Genomic DNA, 21,719 nt, shown 5'->3' with positions numbered 1-21,719 from the left:
ATTTAAGAAAGCTGAACCTGAAAATCATCTGTTAAAGATAAAACTCCTTCTGACAGACTTTCAGGATGTGTAGTAAAGCCTTTCAGCTTTGAGGTTTTTCCTTTTACAACCAGGTCCATCAGTTGTTTATCAGATAGTTTCTTTCCGAAAATTTCAAAAGTGATTTTAAATCCACAGTTTTTAAAGTCGGAACAGCCTACAGCAGTTTTACCTTTGATGAGGTTGTGTTCTTTACATTTCGGGCACTTGGTATCTTCCCATGCCTGAAGCTCTTTTTTCTGTGCAGGTTCTCTTTTTTTCTTTTCCTTGGTTTCCTCTTCCTCTTCTTTCTGCAGTGTAATTACTTTTCCTTTTCCGTATACTACTTTATCGGTAAGTTCTGTTACCATTTGAATCAATTCTTCTTTAAAAAGATTTGCTTCATACTCGCCTTTCTCTATTTTACGAAGTTTTGATTCCCATTCTCCGGTAAGTTCCGGACTTTTCAGAAGTTCATCTTCAATGGTGTCAATAAGCTGAATTCCTGTCTGAGTAGCGATAAGGTTTTTCCTTTTCTTTTCGATATATTTTCTTTTGAAAAGGGTTTCAATGATATTCGCACGGGTGGAAGGTCTTCCGATTCCGTTGTTTTTCAATAATTCACGAAGTTCTTCATCTTCTACCTGTCTTCCGGCTGTTTCCATCGCTCTCAGCAATGTTGCTTCCGTATAAGGTTTCGGAGGCGATGTTTTTCCCTGGTGGATCATCGGATCATGTGGTCCCGTTTCTCCCACAGTAAACTCAGGAATGGTCTGTTCTTCTTCCTTTTCTTTTTCTTTATCTGTAGATTCTTCTTTAGGCTCTTTTGCGTAAACGGCTCTCCATCCCGGTTCAAGGATTTGTCTTCCACTGGTTTTGAAAGGAATGGTGCCTACTTTTCCTTCTACCAAAGTATTTGAAATTTTACATTCTGGATAGAAAACAGCTATGAAACGTTTGGCAATCAGATCATAAATCAGTTTTTCTTCCCTGCTCAGGTTTTGAGAAGGTGGAACTTCCGTAGGAATGATCGCATGGTGATCGGTTACTTTAGCATCATCAAAAACTGCTTTGGATTTTGGAATCGGAGCTTCTAATAATGGAGCTATCAGATCCTGATAAAAATGCATTTTCTGAAGAATTCCGCCAATTTTCGGATACAAACTTTCGGATAGATAAGTGGTATCAACACGCGGATAGGTTACGTGCTTTTTTTCATAAAGACTTTGAATATAATTCAAGGTATTTTCTGCAGAATATCCGTATTTTTTATTGGCTTCTACCTGAAGTCCGGTAAGGTCGAAAAGTCTTGGATTTTTCTCTTTACCTTCTTTAATTTCAAATGAAACGATCTCAAAAGGGTTTACTTTAAGATATTCAAGTCCTTTTTCTGCTCTTTCTAAAGTTTTCAGACGATCAATCGCTGCATTAAAGATAACGTCGCGGTATTTCGTTTTAAGCTCCCAGTATTCTTCTGTGGTAAAGGCATCAATTTCTTTCTGACGCTGCACCAGCATTGCCAATGTAGGGGTCTGCACTCTTCCGATGGAAAGTACGGCTTTATTTCCTCCAAATTTCTTTGTAAAAAGCCTTGTCGCATTGATTCCCAATAACCAATCCCCTATTGCTCTTGCATTTCCGGCAAGATAAAGGTTTTTATAATCTTCGGCTGGTTTTAAACTGGCAAAACCTTCTTTAATGGCTTCTTTCGTCAATGAAGAAATCCATAAACGCTGGATCGGCTTATTACATTTTGCTTTCTGTAATACCCAACGCTGGATCAATTCTCCCTCTTGCCCGGCATCCCCACAGTTAATGACCTCCTCACATTCTTCCACTAATCTTTCAATTACTTTAAACTGATTTTCAACGCCTTTATTAGGAATAAGTTTAATCCCAAAACTGCTGGGGATAATGGGTAATGAAAATAAATTCCAGGATTTGAACTGTGGACCGTAATCGTGAGGTTCTTTTAAGGTACAAAGATGCCCGAACGTCCATGTCACGCAATAGCCGTTCCCTTCCATATAGCCTTGTTTAGGCGTGGTAGCACCTAATACTTTGGCGATATCTCTGGCAACACTTGGTTTTTCGGCAATACATAATTTCATGAACTCGGGTTTAATGAAGGAGTGCAAAAATCGGGATTTTTTTTGACTTTAGCTAATTTAGTTTGAAGCCTGAAGATGGAAGAAGGAAGCTATGAAGATCATAAAAAGTGACTATTTTCTCCTATTTTCATCATTCTTAAGGTGTTTTATACAAAAAGCCCCCTTAAAAAAGAGGGCAGGATCAACAATATTAATGAAACCAGTTCATTATTTCTTTTTTGCTTCTGTAATGGCTTCTGAAATTCCAGTGCCTGCGGTTTCAAAGAAGGCAGGTCCAGCCAGCAGATATACTTTTTCTAATTTTTTCGTGGTAGAAAGTTTATGTTCTTTTAAATAATTCTCAGAGCGACTGACATGCACAATGCCTCTTACTACATTTCCTGCTACTAAAGCTGTCGGAGAATCTATTCCGGCATCTTTTAAATCGCTGGCAAAAGCGAAATTGGAAACACCTAATCTCATTGCTTCACGGGCTGCAACTTCTCCTACTAAGATCATTAAATCCGGAGTAAATTTGTTGCGATCACCTAAACCTATCAATAATAGTTTTTTAGCAGACATAGATCCGACAGGAGGTGTAATTAAGATCGTTTCTAAGGAATGCCCTAAAAATTGTCCTGATTTTCTGATATTCGTAAGCTCTCCTTTCAAAGCTTCATCCAGATGTACCAATCCGTTCAGATTAGCCGGTAAAGCCGGAGCATTAAAAATATCTCCATCGGTATATTCAAAGACACAAGCTACCTGAAGCTGAGCATCTGCAGAAGAAGGTCCCTGTACTAATCCTATCATAGAAATTCCATCTACGGAGCCCCAGGTTTTGGATGTTCCTACCTTTGCAGTTTGTGCCAGTATCAGATTTGAAAATACCAATACAATAGCGACCACTAATTTATTTACTGAGTTTTTCATGATATTACAATTTTACATGGTCATAGGAACTTCCATTAAGAGAATTTCTGTACCTTCTGATGTAGATTTTACATTTAAATCTTTAATATCCCACACTCCGAAACCATCTCTTTCTTCTACATTCTGACCTTCAATTTCAGCGCTTCCTTTAATGATAAAGGCATACACCCCATTTCCTTTTTTTCTGATCTGATAATTCATTTCTTTATTCTGATCAAAAGTTCCCAGATGAAACCATGCATCCTGATGAATCCATACTCCTTCATCGTCAGCATTTGGTGAAAGAATCTGCTGGAATTGGTTGTGGCTTTTTGTTTTATCTAAGGTAATCTGATCATATCTTGGCGTCACGTTTCTTTTTTTAGGATACACCCAGATCTGTAGAAACTTTACCAGATGATCACTGTTTTTATTGAATTCACTGTGCATGATTCCGGTACCGGCACTCATGACCTGAATGTCTCCGCTTTTAATGATGGCTGTATTTCCCATGCTGTCTTTATGCTCAAGATCACCTTCCAAAGGAATGCTGATGATTTCCATATTATCATGCGGATGCGTTCCGAAACCTCGTCCTGCTTCTACTCTGTCATCGTTTAAAACCCTTAATACTCCGAAATGCATTCTTTCAGGATTATAATAATTGGCAAAACTGAAGGTATGCTGACTCAGCAACCAACCGTGATCCGCCTTCCCTCTTGAATCTGCTTTATGAATGACAGAATTATCTTTGATTTTTGAATCTGTATTAGGCAAATGATTATATCCTATGGGCTCTAATGGCTCAATCTCGTCTATTTCGTTTTTCATTGTATTTCCCAGAGAAGCGGATGCTACAAACATTCCTGTTCCGAGTAACCCTTTTTTTAAAAAATCTTTTCTGTCCATATCTCAAGTGTTATTTGTTTGTTTTTGATATGACAAATTTAGATCAATGAAAGGAGCTATCCATTTAACTAGTTTAATAAATGACTTTAAGAAAAATATTTTTTCTGATGCAATTCTATTATTTAAACCAATTCCATTGCTTTAGCGAGTCTGTAAGCATCAATCGAGTTTTTTACCTGCAGTTTCTGAAGAATATTTTGCCGATGCCTGTTGACAGTGTTTAGGCTGATTTCAAGCGACTCCGCAATTTCTTTACTCATTTTTCCATGAGCGATCAGTAGCAGCACCTCCTTTTCTCTTGCCGATAATATATTTTTATATTTAAATTCATTATAATACAGTGTAGCACCATTCATAGAATTAACAATGACCCCATTCTCGTGAAGCAGGGTATTCACATTATTTCCGGATACATTATAAATACAAAGTGCCAGTCTCGCATTATCTTTCTCTACAGCATAGAACATACGATGCAATGCCGTAAAATATTCCGCTGAATGACTGCGCATTCTAAGGTTAATAACCATATAATAATCCATCCATTCATCCATTGGAATATCTTTCAAAAAGTGAAAAAAATAATATTCCAGAATCTGTTTTTTTCTGACATCTTCAGGATGTACTTTATTAAGGATTTCATCCTCCCAGATAGAGGAAATCTCTGTCTCTTCCCCCCTACGGTCATCCCCGATCAGCGAACTCATACCGCCATAGTGAATCACACTTCTTCTGGTTTTAAGGTCTGTCAAAACACAGATCGCATTTTCAATTTCAGAATACATTTTTGCAATCGACCTGTATTTTAACCAGATTCCGGAGACCTCTTTATTTTCAAAAGACTGGTTTAATAATGCTTTATCAAGCTTAGCTTTAATATTCATTGTATGGTTATTTCTAACTATTGAATTCCGTTTTTCGGGAAATTACCTTTGTAAATATAGATTTTTTAATGGTCATTCAATGAAACGGAATATCAGTTTCAAGCAATAGCTTCCTGTTTCATACTAACCTTTATACTTTTTTAATGAAAAAATTATTACTTGCAGCTTCTCTGTCTTTCATGACGGGATTTATGCATTATGTCAGAGCACAGCGTTTAGAAAAAATGAATTGGTTCAATGAGCCTGAAAAATGGGAAATAAAAGACAATTCATTATCGATGTTCGTTACTCCGCAAAGTGACTATTGGCGGATTTCTCATTATGGATTTACAGTGGATGATGCGCCGTTTTATTATGCTACTTACGGTGGGGAATTTGAAGTTAAAGTCAAAATTACAGGTGATTATAAAGCCCGGTTTGATCAGATGGGGCTGATGCTTCGTACAGATCATCAAAATTACATCAAATTTGGAATTGAATACGTAGATGGAAAATATAACTTAAGTACTGTAGTTACGCACAATACAAGTGACTGGAGTGTAATAGAACTTAAAGAAAAACCACAGGCTGTATGGATCAAAGCCATTAGACGTCTGGATGCTGTTGAAATCTTCTATTCTTTTGATGATAAGAATTATATCATGATGAGAAATGCTCATTTGCAGGATAATACTCCCGTTATGGTAGGCTTAATGGCTGCGTGTCCGGATGGAAATGGTTTCAATGCAAAATTTGAACATTTTCAGGTAAAGCATCTTCCTGATCAGAGAAGACTGGACTGGCTGAATAAAAATAAATAAGGTCTGAAGGTCTCATCCTTGTCAAGGTTTAAAACCCTGACAAGGATTGGAATTTCTACTTTTCTTTTGAGGCAAGGCGTTTTCTAATAGTGCTCACAAATTCTTTTGAAACGCCTAAATAAGATGCAATATAGTATTGTGCAACTCTTTGTGGAATGGATGGATATACTTTGATGAACTCTAAATATCGGTCTGAAGCAGATTTTGAAATAGTATCTACCAGACGGCTTTGAAGAGTAGTGAGATTTCTTTGTACCAACATTCTGAACACCCTTTCAAACTTTGGGATTTCATTCAGCAACTGCTCTTTTGTTGATGGACTCAATATATAAATTTCTGAGTCTTCCAGCGTTTCAATATACACTTTAGAGGGTTTCTGATCCTGAAATGATGCAATATCACTGATCCACCAGTCTTCAATGGCAAAAAGCAGCGTCACTTCAGTTCCGTCATCATCCAGACAGTACATTCTTAAACATCCTTTATGAATATATCCTTCAAACTGACAGATTTCTCCTTCCTTAAGTAAAATCGTTTTTTTAGGATATTTCTCACACACCAGCAAATCTGTAAATACTTTCTCTTCCTCTGGTGTAATGGTAACGAATCTTGTAATGTTTTTGATAATATTTTCAAACATGGAGTAAAGTTTACTCCTGCAAATTAGGAAAAAGACTGTAAACTTCATTCTTTAAAAGTCCACTTCCGCCTCCGTAATGATCAATTACTTTAACATCCTTATCCAATCCGGCACAAAATGCTTTAATATCTTTTTCAAACTGATCTTCCAATCCTGAGCTCAGCAGTACAATATCCACATGATTATCCTTTAGATATTCATAACAGAAGCTCTCATCACTCTGAATTTCGGCAGTCCAGCCTTCATTATTTTCAATAATTCTTTTTAGGACATCCAGAATTTCCTGGTTCTTTCCTATGACTAAAAAATGTAGTGTTTTCATTACAACGTTTAAGGGTTAGGGTTCTAAGATTAAAATAAATTGCAGAAACGGAGAATGGATACATCATCAATTTATTCTTAAACATAAATGAATAATGACGTTCTCTCTTGAAACTCAAGGTTCTTTGTTTTATGTCCTTTTCCTGTAATATCTTCTACCAAAAGTATTTCTCCTGTTTGGAGTTTTCTTTTTTCACCCAATGAAGTTTCAATTTCTACTCCACCATCCAAAAGTACGATATATTGTTTTTGCGGTGCACAATGAAAGTCATAATCATAAGCCGCGGAAACCTTCCTGAACTGTAATTTTTTAACGTCAAGAGTTTCAGAAAGAAAACCGATATTTCCCTGATCAATAAGAGGAATTTCCAGATTTTCAAAATGAGTTTCTCCTTTTTCGTCGCTGAAGATTCTTGTGATATTCATTGTTTTTATTTTTATGAATTAATGACTATCTCTTGTCTCATGTACCTCGCAGATTGAGCAGATCCGGCAGATTATTTTTCCCATAGATAGCACAGATTTTCACAGATGATTATGCATTAAAATCTGCGTCATCTGTGAAATCTGCGGGAGATTTATTATTGAGGTTCCCTATTTAAAAATAATCGAGTTAGCCAATTCAATTTCTTCCTGATTAATAGAATGTCCGAAATTAGCATATACTTTCTCCGTTACCTCAGCATTCATTTCTCTTAAAATATTGGCTGTAGCATATACTCTTTCTACCGGAACATGAAAATCCGGATTGCTGGTTCCTAATAAAACCGGAGTTCCTGCAAAATCACCTTTATAATTTTCACGATTGATCTTATCACCAATCACTCCTCCAATAATTGCTACTGCACCCCCGAACTTCTGAGCATTTCTTGCCAAAAACTCTACCGTAAGACAAGCTCCCTGTGAAAATCCGAAAAAGTAAATATTTTCAGGAGCTATCCCTGCATCCATAACGGCTTTTACTGTTTCTTCAATCATTTCCAAAGCAGATGATAGCCACGGCTCATTCTGGTCTACCGGCGCCATAAATGACAACGGATACCAGGTATGATTTAATGCCTGTGGAGCTACTATGGCGTAATCTTTTACGTTCAAGTGTTGGGAAAGACTCAAAATATCCTGAGCGCTTCCTCCTCTTCCATGTACCATTATCAAAGCTTTTTCCGCCTGTCTTAATGGTATTCCTGCTGTTTTTATATTTAAAATATGACTCATTATTTCTCTATCTGTATTTTTCTGTTGGATAATCAATTTTTGGGAGAACATCTATCAGACGATTTCTACGTTTCTCAAACTGTTGGGGCAGCTGCAGATCTTCTCCTAAAAAGGCAGCTTCTTCATCCACATCGAATCCGGGACCTGAAGTGGCAATTTCAAACAATACCCCTCCCGGTTCTTTAAAATAGACTGATGTAAAATATTTTCTGTCTTTCACTTCGGTATGTTCCAATCCAAACGCATTTAACCTTTCAACCATTTCAAGCTGAGATTTCGCATCCGGTGTAGCAAAAGCCACATGATGTACGGTTCCTCTGCCGGCAAGTCCTTTTAATGCATTTGGAGTAGAAAGAAGGTCTACATATTTTCCGGGAAGATCTTCTGTCCCTAATCTCAATCGGTCCGGACTTTCTGAAATGATCTTATGATCCATCTGAGTCGTCAGAAGAGCAGCTGTTCTTTCGTAAGCATCCTGCCAGATTTCAACATGGTGAATTCCTTTTAGAGCATAATCTTTAGGAATATATCCATTGTAATACCCCTTTCTTTCATCCTTATCGTTAAAAACAAGCTCCAGTCCCAACCCATCAAAGTCTTCAAGATAAATAAAAACTTCACCGGACAGTCTTTGTTGTGGCTGCTTGTAGGGAATATTAAACTGATCCAGACGGTTTATCCAATAATCCAATGCATCCATAGATACTGAGAAAGCAGTCGTATTCAGCATTCCTTTTCCATGCCTTCCATTAATCAGGTCTTTACCATAAGGAAAAGTAGTCATGATGGTTCCGGGTGTTCCATATTCGTCCCCGAAATAGAAATGATACACATCTGAATAGTCAAAATTTACTGTTTTTTTAACCAAACGAAGTTCTAAAACTCCTGTATAAAAGTCTATATTTTCCTGAGCATTGCCCGTGATTGCTGTAACGTGATGTAGTCCTGTAATAAGGTTCATAATGTGAATTGTTATTAATAGTTGTTGTGATAAAGCTAAGAAAGCAAATGAGGCAAACAGATGAAAAGCATTTTTTTCTTATCTCTGCTAAAACACAGACAGTCAAACCCTCTTACTCTCTTACTCTCAAACCTTTACCCAGTTAGAGTTCTTCCTTTAGCCATACATCATTATATTCTTCCGGATGACGTTTGAACTGTGCATGAACAAACGGACATAACGGTACTATTTTCAGATCATTTTCCCGGGCATAGGAAACAAGCTTTTCCAATAAAATTTTAGCAAAACCTTTTCCTTCAAATTCCGGATCAACTTCAGTATGGTATACGGTAAGTTTTTTTCCAATGACTGAAATATCCATTTTACCGGCTTTCTGATCATCTGAGAAAAGTTGAATTTCTCCTTTTCTTCCTTCTAAAACGATTGCTGTTCTTTCCATGTCTTATATTTTTTTCAAAGGTAGTTTCTTTATAAAAGCGGTGTCATGATCTATGATAACTTTGGCAATACATCTTCTATTTTATCACGCATTCCTTCGTATTGAACAGGAAGCTTAAGGTTTTTTCCCAATTCATCCAAAGGTTCGTCTACTGTGAATCCTGGGTTATCCGTTGCGATTTCAAACAAAACACCTCCCGGCTCACGGAAATACAGTGAGTAGAAATAATCTCTATTGATTTTCGGGGTAATACTTAATCCGGCAGATAATACTTTTTCACGGTATTCCATCAAAATATTGTCATCTTTCACTCTGAAAGCAATGTGATGATTGGTTCCGGCAGCATTTCTTCCTCCCGGGGTTTTATCATTTTCAATAACATCGATGAGATTGGCTGTATCAATAGCGTCTGTTGCAAATCTATACCTTTCACCTTCCTGTTTTTGAAGATCATATCCTAAAATATCAGTCAGAACTTTAATCGTAGGATCAGCTTTTTTTAAGGTTAAAGTGACATTATGGAATCCTTTCAAAGCATTTTTATCTTTAATATCATCGGTAGTCCATACTTTTCGGTTATCTTCAGTGGAAGGCTCTATAAACTGTAGCTGAAGTCCGTCAGGATCTTTAAATGAGATCATTTTTTCACCAAAAATCTCTCCTTCCTCTACATTGACACTGAAACTTTTCAATCTGTCTTTCCAGAATGCTAAGCTTCCTTTAGGCACTGAATATCCGATATGGGTTGCCATTCCGCTTCCGTTAGTACCTTGCCCTACTCCTTCCCAAGGAAAGAAAGTCAGAATGGTTCCCGGCGTTCCGTTTTCATTCCCGAAATAGAAATGATAAGTTCCCGGATCATCGAAGTTAACGGTTTTCTTTACCAGTCTTACTCCTAAAACCTGAGTATAAAAATCTAAATTTCTTTTTGCGTTGTCTGCAATTGCAGTAATATGATGCAGACCTAATATTCTATTATCCATGTCTTTAATTTTAATGCTAAGTTACGCCCAATGAAAATTCTACACATTTAACTAGTTTAATAAATACAATTTTAAAGGATTTCTTCAACCTCAACATTCACTTTACATAATTCCTAAAAATTTCAACTTATTTTATTTTTTTCACAACAATGAAAATTATCCATTTCAACAAAAAATGAATTATAAAGTATAAAATGAATTTTTAAACCAATAACAACACATCAAAACAAAACACACAATACACTACAAACCAAACACATAACTCATTAACGATAATTTAATATTCAAAAACCCTATATTTTTAGTAGACTAATAGAAATTATATTATATATTTGCAGACGTATTCAGGAAATAAAACAAAATGAGCACAGAAACAAAGAATAACGCAACAAAGAAACATATCATCAAAAATATGATGAAAGATATCTGTATGCCTGTGCATCAAGAATACTGTGGGTGACCTTACTTTTAATATGACATACTTTTCATAAGGCCCTACCAAGTTGTAGAGCCTTTTTTTATTAAAAACCAACAACATTAAAAAAAATAAAAATGAGCAATTCTAAAAACAAGTGGTTAGTTCCATTGGCATTTACAAACATCTATGTAATATGGGGGATGACGTTTTTAGCTATTTCATTTGGCTTAAAAGGTTTTCCTCCATTCATACTATCCGGATTGAGATTTCTGGTAGCGGGAATTCTAATGATGGGATACCTTCTTTCTAAAGGAGAAAAGGCAAATTCTTTAGTGAACTGGAAGAAAAATGCGATCACCGGAATCCTTATCCTTACCGGAGGAACCGGGCTTGTGGCATGGGGAGAACAATATGTGATGGCATCCGAAGCCGCCATCTGTATTGCTACCGGTCCTTTCTGGTTTATCGCTATCGACAGAAAAAACTGGAAGTATTATTTTTCAGATAAATTTATTCCGATAGGTTTAGCCATTGGTTTTGCGGGGTTGATCTTATTTTTAAAAGGCAGTGTAAATTCACATACAGCGCATGCAGCCGCAGACGGTCATCTTCGTATTACAGCTTTTATCGTTTTAGGGCTGAGCTCTGTGGCATGGGTTTTAGGATCTTTATATTCTAAGAAAAATCCTGCATCACAATCTACCTTTATGAATATTGCGCAACAGCTTATTGTAGCAGGACTAGCAGCATTTCTTATCTCTTTATTCAGAAAGGAATGGACTGGTTTTTCAGTATCAGCGATCCCGTTATCAGCATGGCTGGGTGTTCTGTTTTTGATCTTCTTTGGATCAATAGTCGCGTATTTGTCGTACATTTGGCTGTTGTCCGTGAAACCCGCTGCATTGGTAAGCACCCACACCTACATTAACCCTATTGTTACGGTTATTGCTGGGTGGATTGTAGCCAATCAAAGTATCAATGGAAGTCAGCTATATGGTTTGGCAGTTATATTGCTGGGAGTACTTCTAACCAATGTTACCAAATACTTTAAACTTTCAAAACGGTCTAAGGTCAAAATCAGAAGAGTGAAAAGATTTTTTAACAGAACAGGCAGACGATATCAGCCTATTTAAACAGTATAAAATATCAGAATGATAGAAATCAGAAACATATCAAAAACATTCCACCAGAAAAAACAGGCTTTCAAAGCACTGGATCAGGTGAGTATCAATATAGACAAAGGAGATATCGTAGGAATTATAGGATTCTCGGGCGCAGGAAAAAGTACTTTGATCCGCACCGTTAATCTTTTGGAAAGACCGGATGAAGGACAGGTCATTATCAATGGAAAGGACTTCACCCAGTTAAGCTCCAAGCAGCTTGCCGAAGAACGAAAAAAAATAGGGATGATCTTCCAGCACTTCAATCTTCTTTCTTCCCGTACTGTTTTTGATAATATAGCACTTCCTCTGGAACTGGATCATAGCAGCAAGGATCAAATCAATAAAAAGGTCAATGAATTACTGAAAATTGTAGGTCTTGAAGATAAAGCCAATGATTATCCCAGAAGTCTTTCCGGGGGTCAGAAACAGAGAGTTGCCATTGCAAGGGCATTAGCCAATGAACCGCATCTTTTGCTTTGTGATGAAGCAACCAGCGCTCTTGACCCGGTTACCACGCAATCCATCTTACAGTTGTTAAAGGATATCAATCAAAGGCTTGGTATTACTATTCTTCTGATTACCCATGAGATGGAAGTCATCAAAGCGGTCTGTAACCACGTTGCCGTTATAGACAAAGGAAAATTATTAGCAAAAGGAACTTTAAGCGAGATTATTTCGGACAGAGAACATCCGGTGATCCAACAATTTATAAATTCAGACATCATGACCCTGCCACAGGAACTTAATAAAAGACTACAGAAAGAGCCGCAGGAAGGCTTATTCCCACTGGTCGAAATAGAACTTAACGAGAACATAAGCGTTGAACAAATTCTTTCAGCCTTATATAATGAACATAAAATCCCTTACAAACTTTTGAAAGCTGATGTAGAATATTTTGGGAATTCTAATTTTGGTAAACTACTTTTGCAACTTCAAGGAGAAGATGAAAAGAACCAACAGGCTATTTATTATTTCAATCAAAATAAAATTCAAAATACAGTAAAAGGATATGCTTAGTGATGCGGTACTTGCCCTTTTGGCAAAAGGAACCTGGGAAACGGTTTATATGACATTTGTGTCTGGATTTTTTGGATTTGTCCTCGGGCTTCCGGTAGGCATCCTGTTATTTTTAACAAGAAAGGGACAACTTCTGGAAAATGTAGTCTATCACAGAACACTATCTATCATCGTTAATATTTTCCGGGCGATCCCGTTCATTATTTTAATCGTGTGGATGATCCCTTTTACAAGAATTCTGGCAGGAACCTCTATTGGAGTGAATGCCGCGTTGGTTCCATTAAGTGTAGGAGCAGCTCCTTTTATTGCGAGATTGGTTGAAAACAGCCTTATCGAAGTTCCTCATGGATTAATAGAAACAGCAAGAGCCCTGGGGGCTTCACCTTTGCAGATTATCAGAAAGGTATTACTTCCTGAAGCCCTTCCTTCCTTAATTAATAATGCAACTATTACTCTGATTACTTTAGTTGGATATTCCGCGATGGGAGGTGCTGTAGGTGCCGGCGGATTAGGACAGGTTGGTTATCAGTACGGATATATCGGTTATGATATTGTGATCATGAATACAGTTTTAATCTTGCTTGTTCTTTTGGTATTCATTATACAGTTTATGGGAGACAGATTATCTAAGAAATTTGACCATAGGTGAGTTTGGGGGTTATAGCGTTTGAGTTTTAGTGAACGTATGAGTTTTGTACTTCCTAACCATATTATTAAAAAGAATAGAATGAAAAAAATAAAGATTTTAAGTTTAATAGCTGCCGGCGTACTGCTTTTCAGTGCTTGCTCAGGGAGAAAAGATGATCCGAACTTTATCAGAGTCGGTATCACCTACGGACCCGAGCAGGAAGTGGCTGAAGTTGCTAAAAAAGTAGCTAAAGAAAAATATAATCTTGAAGTGGAACTGATTCCTTTCAATGACTACGTAGTTCCTAATGAAGCTTTAGTGAACGGTGATATTGATGCCAATGCTTTCCAGCACGCGCCTTATTTAACCGAACAATCTAAACAAAGAGGATATAATCTTGCTATTGTTGGAAATACTTTTGTTTATCCTATTGTAGCGTATTCAAAGAAAATTCAGAATATCAGCCAGCTTCAGAATGAAAGCACTATTGTTATTCCCAATGATCCCACCAATGGCGGACGTTCTCTGCTTCTGTTACAGAAAAACGGTTTATTGAAACTAAAAGCAGGAGTTGGATTACTTCCAAAAGTGACTGATATTGTTGAGAACCCAAAACAACTGAAAATTATGGAAATTGAAGGAGCTCAGATCCCAAGAGTTTTGGATGACCGTGATGTTGTAGTAGGAATTATCAATAATAATTTTGCAGCCCAAGCCGGGCTGGATTCTGAAAAGCAAGGAATTTTCAAAGAAGGTAAAGATTCCCCTTACGTTAACCTTGTAGTATCAAGACAGGATAATAAAAACAGTCAGAAAGTAAAAAACTTCGTAAAAGCTTATCAATCCGATGAGGTAGAAAAGAAAGCTCTTGAAGTGTTCAAAGGAGGAGCGGTGAAAGGATGGTAATTGTGTTTGAGTGCGGGAGAGTATGAGAGTTTCGGAATCTTGAGTTCAGGTTTAAGATGGTTATCCTTTCACTCCAAACTGAAGATTCACTTGCGAAGCAAAATTGACTATTGATATTTAGAATTCAATATTTTCAGTCTATCCTCTATCAGTCTATTATCTCTTTGCCTATTCTCTTTACATCTCTTATTTCCAAAATCACATTTCTACCCAGCAATAAAAACAGACTGTCAGCGATTTGCAGGCAGTTTTTTTATGGTTCAAAATTTATTTTCTCAATTTGAGATAATATAAAAATTTTGTTTATTTTTGCTTCAATCCAATAAAAAGGCAATATGTTAAAAAAAACCGCCATTGTAAGTTTATTCACCTTTATTTCTGTTTCTTATATGGCTCAGAACAATACTCCCGTTTATTTAGATGAATCGAAACCTGTAGAACAGCGTATTCAGGATGCTCTTTCCAGAATGACACTGGAGGAGAAAGTAGCTATGCTTCACGCACAGTCAAAATTCAGTTCTCCGGGTGTTCCAAGATTGGGGATTCCAGAGTTCTGGACAACGGATGGTCCTCATGGGGTACGTCCTGAGGTAATGTGGGATGAATGGGATCAAGCCGGATGGACCAATGACTCTATCATCGCCTACCCTGCCCTTACTGCTTTATCCGCTACATGGAATAAAAAGATGTCCTGGAATTATGGTAAGGCATTAGGAGAAGAGGCACGCTACAGAAAGAAAGATATTCTCCTGGGACCTGGCGTCAATATCTACAGAACTCCTCTGAACGGAAGAAACTTTGAATACATGGGTGAAGATCCTTATTTAACATCAAAAATGGTGGTGCCTTACATCAAGGGAGTACAGTCAAATGGCGTTGCTACTTCCGTAAAACATTTTGCCCTGAATAATCAGGAAATGTTTCGTCATACCAGCAATGTGAATGTGGATGACAGAACTCTTTATGAAATTTATCTTCCACCTTTCAAAGCAGCTGTAACAGAAGGTGATTCATGGACGATCATGGGAGCTTATGATATGTACAAAGGACAATATGCCAGCCAGAATCAATACCTTTTAAATGATATTCTAAAAAAAGAATGGAATTACAAAGGCGTAGTGGTTTCCGACTGGGGCGCTGTCAATAATACGGAACAAGCCATCCACAACGGATTGGACCTTGAGTTCGGATCCTGGACCAATGGTCTTTCAGCCGGAACTAAAAATGCCTATGACAATTATTATCTGGCAAAACCTTATCTTGATCTGATCAAAGCAGGAAAAGTAGGAACCAAAGAACTTGATGACAAAGTAACCCGATTACTTCGTCTTGCCTATAAAACGACAATGAACCGAAATAAACCTTTCGGGAATATTGCTTCTGAAGAACATAAAGCTGTAGCAAAGGAAATCGGTGAAGAAGGAATTGTTTTATTGAAAAATCAAGGTAATGTACTTCCAATTGACATTAATAAAGCTAAAAAAATAGCAGTAATTGGAGAGAATGCCATCAAAATTATGACTGTTGGCGGAGGTTCATCTTCATTAAAAGTAAAATACGAAACTCTTCCTTTAGACGGAATAAAGTCCAGATTCGGGAAGCAATCTGACGTACAATATGCCAGAGGTTATGTAGGAGACATTGGCGGTGAATACAATGGTGTAAAATCCGGACAGGACTTAAAAGATTCCCGTTCTGAGGCAGAACTATTAAACGAAGCAGTAGAACTGGCAAAAAAATCTGACTACGTTATCTTCGTTGGCGGATTGAATAAAGCAGATTTCCAGGACAGTGAAGGAAACGACAGAAAAAGCTATGGATTACCATATAATCAGGACAATGTGATCTCTGCTCTTGCAAAAGCTAATAAAAATTTTGCTGTAGTTTTAGTTTCAGGAAATGCTATTGCAATGCCTTGGATCAAAGATGTTCCAACCGTAGTACAGGCATGGTATCTTGGTTCTGAAGCTGGAAATTCCATTGCTTCTGTTTTAGCAGGTGATGCCAACCCATCAGGAAAACTTCCTTTTACTTTCCCTGTGAAGCTTGAGGATAATTCGGCTCATCAATTGGGAGAATATCCTGGTCAGAAAGATGAATTAGCTGCCGGAAAAGGAAAAGATCAGAAAAACCCTATCAATATTACTTATAATGAAGGTATATTCGTTGGTTACCGTTGGCATGACACTAAGAACATCAAACCTCTTTTCAGTTTCGGACACGGGTTAAGTTATACCACATTTGAGTTTGGAAAAGCGAAAGCAGATCAAACCACAATAACTCAGGATGACAAAATTACATTCACCGTTTCTGTTAAAAATACAGGAAAAAGAGCAGGTTCGGAAGTGGCTCAGTTATATATTTCCGATCTGAAATCTTCCGTTGAAAGACCAACAAAAGAATTGAAAGGCTTTGAAAAAGTATTTTTAAATCCTGGTGAACAGAAAGAGGTAACGTTTACGATTGATAAAACAGCATTAAGCTATTTTGATGCAGAAAAGCATGACTGGGTTGCTGAGCCTGGCGATTTTGAAGCGCTGATCGGTAATTCTTCTGATGCTATTAAAACAAAAGTTAAGTTTACTTTGAAATAGTAAAGGATGGAAGATGGAAGCAGGAAGACGGAATTTACTGTTTGACAATAAACTAATCTATCTATTAATTTTGTAGAATTTATAAAGCAGGTTTCTATTTGAAATCTGCTTTTTTATTTTCTCTTATCTATCCAATAACCTGAACCATTAAGAAATAGTGAAGACTGTTTATCTATAAAAATGATATTACTTGCTCTATGCAACATAGAAATCTATGTGGCTGTCTGGTTATAAAACAGCATTAAAATCAACAAAAAGCAGGTCTCAAACTGAAACCTGCCTTTATATTGATCTAATATTTATTATTTCGCCCCTCCGGAGTTTTTCTCAACATCCGTTTTCGTGTTCTCTTTAACTTTTTGGTTTCCGAAACGCTTCACAAAAGTAACAGCTACTCCGTACCAATCCCATTTTTGATAATCCCTGAAAGTTCCCACCTGGCTGTATGTAGTATTGTCAGCAAAAGGTCTTTTAAAGATATTCATCAGCTGTAAGCTGGCTTCCATCTGTGTTTTAGGGAATAATTTAGTCACTGAAATATTATGAAACACGTTCGTGTTATTAGCATAAGAGTTTCCATTGTTCTGATTGGCAATTTCCATCCATGCACTGATATTTATATTCTTGTTGAATAGATTGGAATAAGAGACATTCGCAGATCCGCCCCAATAATTGATATAGCTCTTGCCTCCGATTTTGTTCTTATCATTAAAGTCTTTATTGTCGATATAATACCACCCAACTCCAACATTTACATTCAATTTATTTTTCAGGAAATTCTGGTTTGTATTTGCAAAAAGGTAATATTTTTCAACTTTTCCGTTAAAATTACCTGGTAAAAATACATTTCGTCCGTTTTCCGTAGCGAAAGTGGTCCAGTAATCCTGGTTGGTATGCATGTACCTTGCAGAGATAAAGTACTTTTTCAGGATTCCGAATTTCAGGTACAACCTGTCGTTAGGATTGGGATTCAGGTCCATATTTCCTCTGGAATACGTTCCGTCAATAGAAGGCGTTACAAAAGGATTAAATTCAGAATACCAAGGTCTCCAGATACTTCTGTTGTACGTTAAACTCACATCATACTTATCTGAAAAGCTATATTTAATCAATAAATTAGGGAGAAAAGTACCATAGCCATCTTTTCTTTCGGTTCCGGCAACATCTTGTCTCACTCTCAAATCCGTATATTCATATCGAAGTCCGATACGGGTTTCCAGTTTTTTAAAGAACGTTTTGCTATAGTTGGCATATACGGAAGTGATATTGTCTTCATAATGGAATGTATCATTGGTAGACAATCCTTTATAATCAGGATCCAGGTTACTTATACTATACCCATATAATGTCCTAGGAATTACGTGATTATTGAATTCAGTTTTAGCACCTACCTCAATCGTTCCACCGGATTTACTCAATGGCTGGGTATAATCTACTTTCAGATAATAATTACGCATCTGATTGTCACTGATAATTCCTACCTCCTTAATTCCGTTTTTTGCTGTTGCTTTTTTGATTATTTCATCGCTGTCATTTCCTGAATAATTTGTTCCTAAATTAATATCCAGGATTCTGTTTTTCTCCTTGTCATAATATTTATAAAAGACATTTGTTCCAAGGTTACGATAAAATCCGTTTTCATTCTGGGTCTGAAGATATGAATCGAAAAAATCTCCGTTCTTATATTCAGTTGAATTCGTTTCCGATAAAGACCTGCTGCGGCTTTGAAAATATTCCAGAATAAGCCCTACGTTATTTTTATCATTAAGCTCAAATTCTGAAGTAGAGGAAAGTGAGGGGGTTTCACTTGTTGTTACTGTTTCATATTCGAGGTCACTGTCTTTATTATTCTTATCATACGATATGATATTTTTAGCCCCTTTTTGCACATAGGTATTATTTCCATAGCTTCCGATAAAGGTCTGGGTAAATCCTTTCTTATGATAGTTGAGGTTGAAATTGGTATATTGTGAATTCTTCGTACTTTGTCTGTTATTCAGGGAAATGCTTCCTTTTATCCCTTCGTCATCCCTTTTCTTCAGAACGATGTTAATGACTGATCCGGAAGTTTCGTAACGGGAAGACGGGCTTGTGATCACTTCTATCTTCAACAAGTTATCGGCTGGAATTGTTTTAAGATATTCCTTTAATTCTTTTCCTGTAAAAACAGACTTTCTATCGTTGATATAAACAGTTACCGTTTGTCCTTCCGCTTTTACGGCATCATTATTATCAATACTTACCAGAGGAGTCATTCTCAAAACATCCCAGGTTGTATTTCCTGCAACGATGGCACTGTTTGCCACATTAAAAACAGTTCTGTCTACTTTGGATTCTACTGTAGGTTTTTTTGCCACAATAGCAACGGCTTCTATCTCCTTGGTATTACTTTTTACAGTATCCTTTACAGCTTGAGTTTGCGCTATTGCTAATGAACTCGTTATGACTGCTATCGGAAATAATATTTTTTTCATGAAAGTTATAGTTTATCCTATAAGACCACTATAGTTAGCCTTTTGTTACATGAGAAATGAAAAAAAAATAAATAAGCATCTAGGTTTTAACACTTTACAAAAACTGATTTTAAGAATAATTTAAAAATATAACAATTATTAAGATAAAATAATTAAACAAATACAGTTATACCCATAACATACACAATAAATTGATTAAAAAAAATTTCGTATAACTGTCAAATTTTAACATATTAATTCAACTTATTCCCCACAAAAAAAGCCCGGATCTCACCCGGGCCGCTAGCAAAAGCAAATTTACAAGGATTAAAAAATAAAATATGCTAGTTTAAACTTTCAAAATAATGGATCAGCCCCACTTCCGAGACATGATGCTGATCCTTATAAGATTCAGTTTCCTGATTATTACTGTTTTCTAAAAAAGAATTGCTGTATAAAGCATAGGAAGGCTGTTCTGCCAGTCCATTTTTCAACATCTGATGCGCTTCTACAATAGTTTTTCCGTAAAGCTTTCTAAAATTACCGATATTATACTGCGAAAACGTTCCATAATGAACGATAAACTTCAGAGACAAATCAATTGTCGTACTTAAGCTCTTACTCAATTCTTTTATTTTCCTGTTAAATGCATTTCTCATTTTCCAAAGTATGCCCGAAATCCTCTCATATGAAGGATTTTCATCATACCGATAAAACAAAATGGCATCTCCTTCAATTTCAGAAATCTCAAAATACTGATCATTCACATCAATCAGCGTAGATAGTAGTTGTCTTACAATATATTCTCCTGTATAAAGTTTGGTATTGAACACAAATTCGGTAAATCCGCTGAAATCCGGAATTAGAATGATACCCTCCTGTATATTTGTATTCTTCATAGTGATCAAGATTAAAAACCTGCTGCATCATTAAAGACGAAGCAGGTTGAGTTTTACTTTATTGCCATCCGCCACCTACGGAACGGTACAGCGCAGTTATTGCATTCAATCGTTGAGCTTTCAGAGAAGCCAGTTCCAATTCAGCATTAAGCTTATTGGTTTGAGCCAAAATCACTTCCACATATGTTGCTGAGTTATATTTAAATAACATATCAGCTTTCTTCACAGCATCGCCGGATTTCACCACCAGTCCTTCAGCAATTTTCTGCTGTTCTTCCAGCTTTTGAATCTGCACCAACGCATCAGAAACCTCTCCTACTGCTTTTAAAACAGACTGTTTAAAGCTTATTTCTGCCTGATCTGCCAATACTTTAGACTGTTCATACTGAGTTTTGAGTTGTTTTCCATTCAAAATAGGTTGAGCAATGGCTCCTGCCGCCATTCCGAAAAGAGAGCCGGGAACACTGAACCATTTGCTGATCTGGAAAGCATTTACCCCACCCTGAGCCGTAATATTCAATGAAGGATACATACTCATTTTAGCAATATGGATAGCCGCTGCACTTTTTCTCACTTCTAATTCTGCAGTTTTCACATCCGGTCTGTAACTTAATAATTCTGATGGAATTCCCGCTGAAATATGATCCGGAGACTGAACATTATTCAGGCTTGCACTTCTTTCAATTTTTGCTGGCATGGAGCCCGTCAAAAGACTTAAAGCATTTTCCTGCGTAGCAACAGAACTTTCAATTGCCGGAATAGTTTTCAGGATCTGATCTTTCACAATTTCCTGCTGCTGAACCGCTAAAGCTGTTATCAATCCAAGCTCCTGTTGTTTTACAAGAAACTTCAGGGTGTTATCGGCATACGTCAGATTCGATTTTGTAATTTCCAGCTGAGTATCCAGCATCAAAAGATTATAATATCCCTGAACAACAGCGGCTACTACTTGCGTTTTCACTGCTTTTGCCGCTTCCTGAGTTTTAAGATAATCTGCCAATGCCTGTTCTTTTCTTCCTTTGATTTTCCCCCAGATATCAGCTTCCCATGAAAAAGTAAGCGCTGTTGTATAATCTTCTGTATATCTTTTTCCCATGAACTGTCTACCCATCATGCCATTCATACTATTGTCCGAAGCACGGCTGATATTCGCGTTTGCCGCAGCATTGATGGTAGGAATATTGCCCCACTTGCTCTGATCATAGGCAAGTGATGCAAATTCTATCTGTTTTAGAGCCACCTGCAGATCATTATTCTGCACCATAGCCTTATCAATTAATCCAATCAAAACCGGATCTTTGAAAAAGTCTTTGTAGCCGATCTTCGCGATATTTTCGTTCTGCTCCACTACAACGCTGTCACTTCTGAAAGCTTCAGGCATGTTGATTTGGGGTTGTTCATACTTCTGAACCTTACAGGAAACCGCAGCTCCTGAAACGAACATAATATAGGCTATATTTCTAATTTTCATT

At 36.9% G+C, this 21,719-nt stretch carries 20 protein-coding genes; 6 read left to right on the top strand and 14 right to left on the bottom strand.

What is annotated here, in order from left to right:
- Nucleotides 1-2: 2 nt before the first annotated feature.
- The 4 genes from AC5YGG_RS13950 to AC5YGG_RS13935 form a co-directional block, all read right to left on the bottom strand.
- Nucleotides 3-2,129 (bottom strand): type IA DNA topoisomerase, encoded by a 2,127-nt coding sequence (locus tag AC5YGG_RS13950; protein ID WP_496145077.1) that lies wholly within the window; start codon nucleotides 2,127-2,129, stop codon nucleotides 3-5.
- 207 nt (nucleotides 2,130-2,336) lie between these two features.
- The gene (locus AC5YGG_RS13945) at nucleotides 2,337-3,041 is read right to left on the bottom strand and encodes a M17 family peptidase N-terminal domain-containing protein (protein ID WP_496145076.1); all 705 of its coding nucleotides are present in this window, start codon (nucleotides 3,039-3,041) and stop codon (nucleotides 2,337-2,339) included.
- A 12-nt stretch (nucleotides 3,042-3,053) separates the two neighbouring features.
- Nucleotides 3,054-3,929, bottom strand: coding sequence for a pirin family protein (locus AC5YGG_RS13940; RefSeq protein WP_496145075.1), 876 nt, complete (start codon nucleotides 3,927-3,929; stop codon nucleotides 3,054-3,056).
- Nucleotides 3,930-4,051: 122 nt separating this feature from the next.
- Complete coding sequence (locus AC5YGG_RS13935; protein WP_496145074.1) at nucleotides 4,052-4,810, bottom strand: response regulator transcription factor; 759 nt, start codon at nucleotides 4,808-4,810, stop codon at nucleotides 4,052-4,054.
- Nucleotides 4,811-4,953: 143 nt separating this feature from the next.
- Between AC5YGG_RS13935 and AC5YGG_RS13930 the strand changes: the two genes are divergently transcribed.
- Nucleotides 4,954-5,610: a DUF1349 domain-containing protein gene (locus AC5YGG_RS13930; RefSeq protein ID WP_496145073.1), complete on the top strand. Its 657-nt coding sequence runs from the start codon at nucleotides 4,954-4,956 to the stop codon at nucleotides 5,608-5,610.
- Between the two features lie 55 nt (nucleotides 5,611-5,665).
- On the opposite strand, the gene AC5YGG_RS13925 is transcribed toward AC5YGG_RS13930, so the two are convergent.
- The 7 genes from AC5YGG_RS13925 to AC5YGG_RS13895 form a co-directional block, all read right to left on the bottom strand.
- A complete protein-coding gene (locus AC5YGG_RS13925) occupies nucleotides 5,666-6,250 on the bottom strand; it encodes a Crp/Fnr family transcriptional regulator (protein WP_496145072.1) in 585 nt (194 codons plus the stop codon).
- Nucleotides 6,251-6,260: 10 nt separating this feature from the next.
- Nucleotides 6,261-6,572, bottom strand: coding sequence for a hypothetical protein (locus AC5YGG_RS13920; RefSeq protein ID WP_496145071.1), 312 nt, complete (start codon nucleotides 6,570-6,572; stop codon nucleotides 6,261-6,263).
- 77 nt (nucleotides 6,573-6,649) lie between these two features.
- Nucleotides 6,650-6,997, bottom strand: a complete 348-nt coding sequence (locus AC5YGG_RS13915; RefSeq protein ID WP_496145070.1) for a cupin domain-containing protein — start codon at nucleotides 6,995-6,997, stop codon at nucleotides 6,650-6,652.
- 168 nt (nucleotides 6,998-7,165) lie between these two features.
- Nucleotides 7,166-7,786, bottom strand: coding sequence for an alpha/beta hydrolase (locus tag AC5YGG_RS13910; RefSeq protein ID WP_496145069.1), 621 nt, complete (start codon nucleotides 7,784-7,786; stop codon nucleotides 7,166-7,168).
- A gap of 7 nt (nucleotides 7,787-7,793) precedes the next feature.
- The gene (locus tag AC5YGG_RS13905; RefSeq protein ID WP_496145068.1) at nucleotides 7,794-8,747 is read right to left on the bottom strand and encodes a VOC family protein; all 954 of its coding nucleotides are present in this window, start codon (nucleotides 8,745-8,747) and stop codon (nucleotides 7,794-7,796) included.
- A gap of 142 nt (nucleotides 8,748-8,889) precedes the next feature.
- Complete coding sequence (locus AC5YGG_RS13900; protein WP_496145067.1) at nucleotides 8,890-9,186, bottom strand: GNAT family N-acetyltransferase; 297 nt, start codon at nucleotides 9,184-9,186, stop codon at nucleotides 8,890-8,892.
- A 50-nt stretch (nucleotides 9,187-9,236) separates the two neighbouring features.
- Nucleotides 9,237-10,169, bottom strand: coding sequence for a ring-cleaving dioxygenase (locus AC5YGG_RS13895; RefSeq protein WP_496145066.1), 933 nt, complete (start codon nucleotides 10,167-10,169; stop codon nucleotides 9,237-9,239).
- 552 nt (nucleotides 10,170-10,721) lie between these two features.
- On the opposite strand from AC5YGG_RS13895, the gene AC5YGG_RS13890 reads away from it, so the two are divergent.
- The 5 genes from AC5YGG_RS13890 (at nucleotide 10,722) to AC5YGG_RS13870 (ending at nucleotide 16,895) form a co-directional block, all read left to right on the top strand.
- Nucleotides 10,722-11,720, top strand: coding sequence for an EamA family transporter (locus tag AC5YGG_RS13890; RefSeq protein ID WP_496145065.1), 999 nt, complete (start codon nucleotides 10,722-10,724; stop codon nucleotides 11,718-11,720).
- Nucleotides 11,721-11,738: 18 nt separating this feature from the next.
- Entirely contained in the window at nucleotides 11,739-12,767 is a 1,029-nt protein-coding gene (locus tag AC5YGG_RS13885) for a methionine ABC transporter ATP-binding protein (RefSeq protein ID WP_496145064.1), read from the top strand.
- A complete protein-coding gene (metI, locus tag AC5YGG_RS13880) occupies nucleotides 12,760-13,416 on the top strand; it encodes a methionine ABC transporter permease MetI (protein ID WP_496145063.1) in 657 nt (218 codons plus the stop codon). The genes AC5YGG_RS13885 and metI overlap by 8 nt, the downstream gene beginning before the upstream one ends.
- Before the next feature lie 78 nt (nucleotides 13,417-13,494).
- Entirely contained in the window at nucleotides 13,495-14,301 is an 807-nt protein-coding gene (metQ, locus tag AC5YGG_RS13875; RefSeq protein ID WP_496145062.1) for a methionine ABC transporter substrate-binding lipoprotein MetQ, read from the top strand.
- 335 nt (nucleotides 14,302-14,636) lie between these two features.
- Nucleotides 14,637-16,895 (top strand): glycoside hydrolase family 3 C-terminal domain-containing protein, encoded by a 2,259-nt coding sequence (locus AC5YGG_RS13870; protein ID WP_496145061.1) that lies wholly within the window; start codon nucleotides 14,637-14,639, stop codon nucleotides 16,893-16,895.
- A gap of 302 nt (nucleotides 16,896-17,197) precedes the next feature.
- Here AC5YGG_RS13870 and AC5YGG_RS13865 read toward each other — a convergent pair whose 3' ends face one another.
- The 3 genes from AC5YGG_RS13865 to AC5YGG_RS13855 all read right to left on the bottom strand — a co-directional run bounded on the left by AC5YGG_RS13865 (nucleotide 17,198) and on the right by AC5YGG_RS13855 (nucleotide 21,718).
- Nucleotides 17,198-19,369, bottom strand: coding sequence for an outer membrane beta-barrel family protein (locus AC5YGG_RS13865; RefSeq protein ID WP_496145060.1), 2,172 nt, complete (start codon nucleotides 19,367-19,369; stop codon nucleotides 17,198-17,200).
- A 323-nt stretch (nucleotides 19,370-19,692) separates the two neighbouring features.
- Nucleotides 19,693-20,247 carry a DUF2652 domain-containing protein gene (locus AC5YGG_RS13860; protein ID WP_496145059.1) on the bottom strand — a complete coding sequence of 185 codons (555 nt, stop codon included), beginning with the start codon at nucleotides 20,245-20,247 and terminating at the stop codon, nucleotides 19,693-19,695.
- Between the two features lie 58 nt (nucleotides 20,248-20,305).
- Complete coding sequence (locus AC5YGG_RS13855) at nucleotides 20,306-21,718, bottom strand: efflux transporter outer membrane subunit (protein WP_496145058.1); 1,413 nt, start codon at nucleotides 21,716-21,718, stop codon at nucleotides 20,306-20,308.
- Nucleotide 21,719 lies beyond the last annotated feature (1 nt).

It is taken from the genome of Chryseobacterium sp. CS2K3 (assembly GCF_059515185.1).
This window is presented reverse-complemented; position numbering and strand designations above follow the sequence as displayed.

Excerpts from the sequence above, each read along its gene's own strand:
- AC5YGG_RS13950 (WP_496145077.1), bottom strand. The coding sequence starts at position 2,129 with ATGAAATTATGTATTGCCGAAAAACCAAGTGTTGCCAGAGATATCGCC.
- AC5YGG_RS13945 (WP_496145076.1), bottom strand. The coding sequence starts at position 3,041 with ATGAAAAACTCAGTAAATAAATTAGTGGTCGCTATTGTATTGGTATTT.
- AC5YGG_RS13940 (WP_496145075.1), bottom strand. The coding sequence starts at position 3,929 with ATGGACAGAAAAGATTTTTTAAAAAAAGGGTTACTCGGAACAGGAATG.
- AC5YGG_RS13935 (WP_496145074.1), bottom strand. The coding sequence starts at position 4,810 with ATGAATATTAAAGCTAAGCTTGATAAAGCATTATTAAACCAGTCTTTT.
- AC5YGG_RS13930 (WP_496145073.1), top strand. The coding sequence starts at position 4,954 with ATGAAAAAATTATTACTTGCAGCTTCTCTGTCTTTCATGACGGGATTT.
- AC5YGG_RS13925 (WP_496145072.1), bottom strand. The coding sequence starts at position 6,250 with ATGTTTGAAAATATTATCAAAAACATTACAAGATTCGTTACCATTACA.
- AC5YGG_RS13920 (WP_496145071.1), bottom strand. The coding sequence starts at position 6,572 with ATGAAAACACTACATTTTTTAGTCATAGGAAAGAACCAGGAAATTCTG.
- AC5YGG_RS13915 (WP_496145070.1), bottom strand. The coding sequence starts at position 6,997 with ATGAATATCACAAGAATCTTCAGCGACGAAAAAGGAGAAACTCATTTT.
- AC5YGG_RS13910 (WP_496145069.1), bottom strand. The coding sequence starts at position 7,786 with ATGAGTCATATTTTAAATATAAAAACAGCAGGAATACCATTAAGACAG.
- AC5YGG_RS13905 (WP_496145068.1), bottom strand. The coding sequence starts at position 8,747 with ATGAACCTTATTACAGGACTACATCACGTTACAGCAATCACGGGCAAT.
- AC5YGG_RS13900 (WP_496145067.1), bottom strand. The coding sequence starts at position 9,186 with ATGGAAAGAACAGCAATCGTTTTAGAAGGAAGAAAAGGAGAAATTCAA.
- AC5YGG_RS13895 (WP_496145066.1), bottom strand. The coding sequence starts at position 10,169 with ATGGATAATAGAATATTAGGTCTGCATCATATTACTGCAATTGCAGAC.
- AC5YGG_RS13890 (WP_496145065.1), top strand. The coding sequence starts at position 10,722 with ATGAGCAATTCTAAAAACAAGTGGTTAGTTCCATTGGCATTTACAAAC.
- AC5YGG_RS13885 (WP_496145064.1), top strand. The coding sequence starts at position 11,739 with ATGATAGAAATCAGAAACATATCAAAAACATTCCACCAGAAAAAACAG.
- metI (WP_496145063.1), top strand. The coding sequence starts at position 12,760 with ATGCTTAGTGATGCGGTACTTGCCCTTTTGGCAAAAGGAACCTGGGAA.
- metQ (WP_496145062.1), top strand. The coding sequence starts at position 13,495 with ATGAAAAAAATAAAGATTTTAAGTTTAATAGCTGCCGGCGTACTGCTT.
- AC5YGG_RS13870 (WP_496145061.1), top strand. The coding sequence starts at position 14,637 with ATGTTAAAAAAAACCGCCATTGTAAGTTTATTCACCTTTATTTCTGTT.
- AC5YGG_RS13865 (WP_496145060.1), bottom strand. The coding sequence starts at position 19,369 with ATGAAAAAAATATTATTTCCGATAGCAGTCATAACGAGTTCATTAGCA.
- AC5YGG_RS13860 (WP_496145059.1), bottom strand. The coding sequence starts at position 20,247 with ATGAAGAATACAAATATACAGGAGGGTATCATTCTAATTCCGGATTTC.
- AC5YGG_RS13855 (WP_496145058.1), bottom strand. The coding sequence starts at position 21,718 with ATGAAAATTAGAAATATAGCCTATATTATGTTCGTTTCAGGAGCTGCG.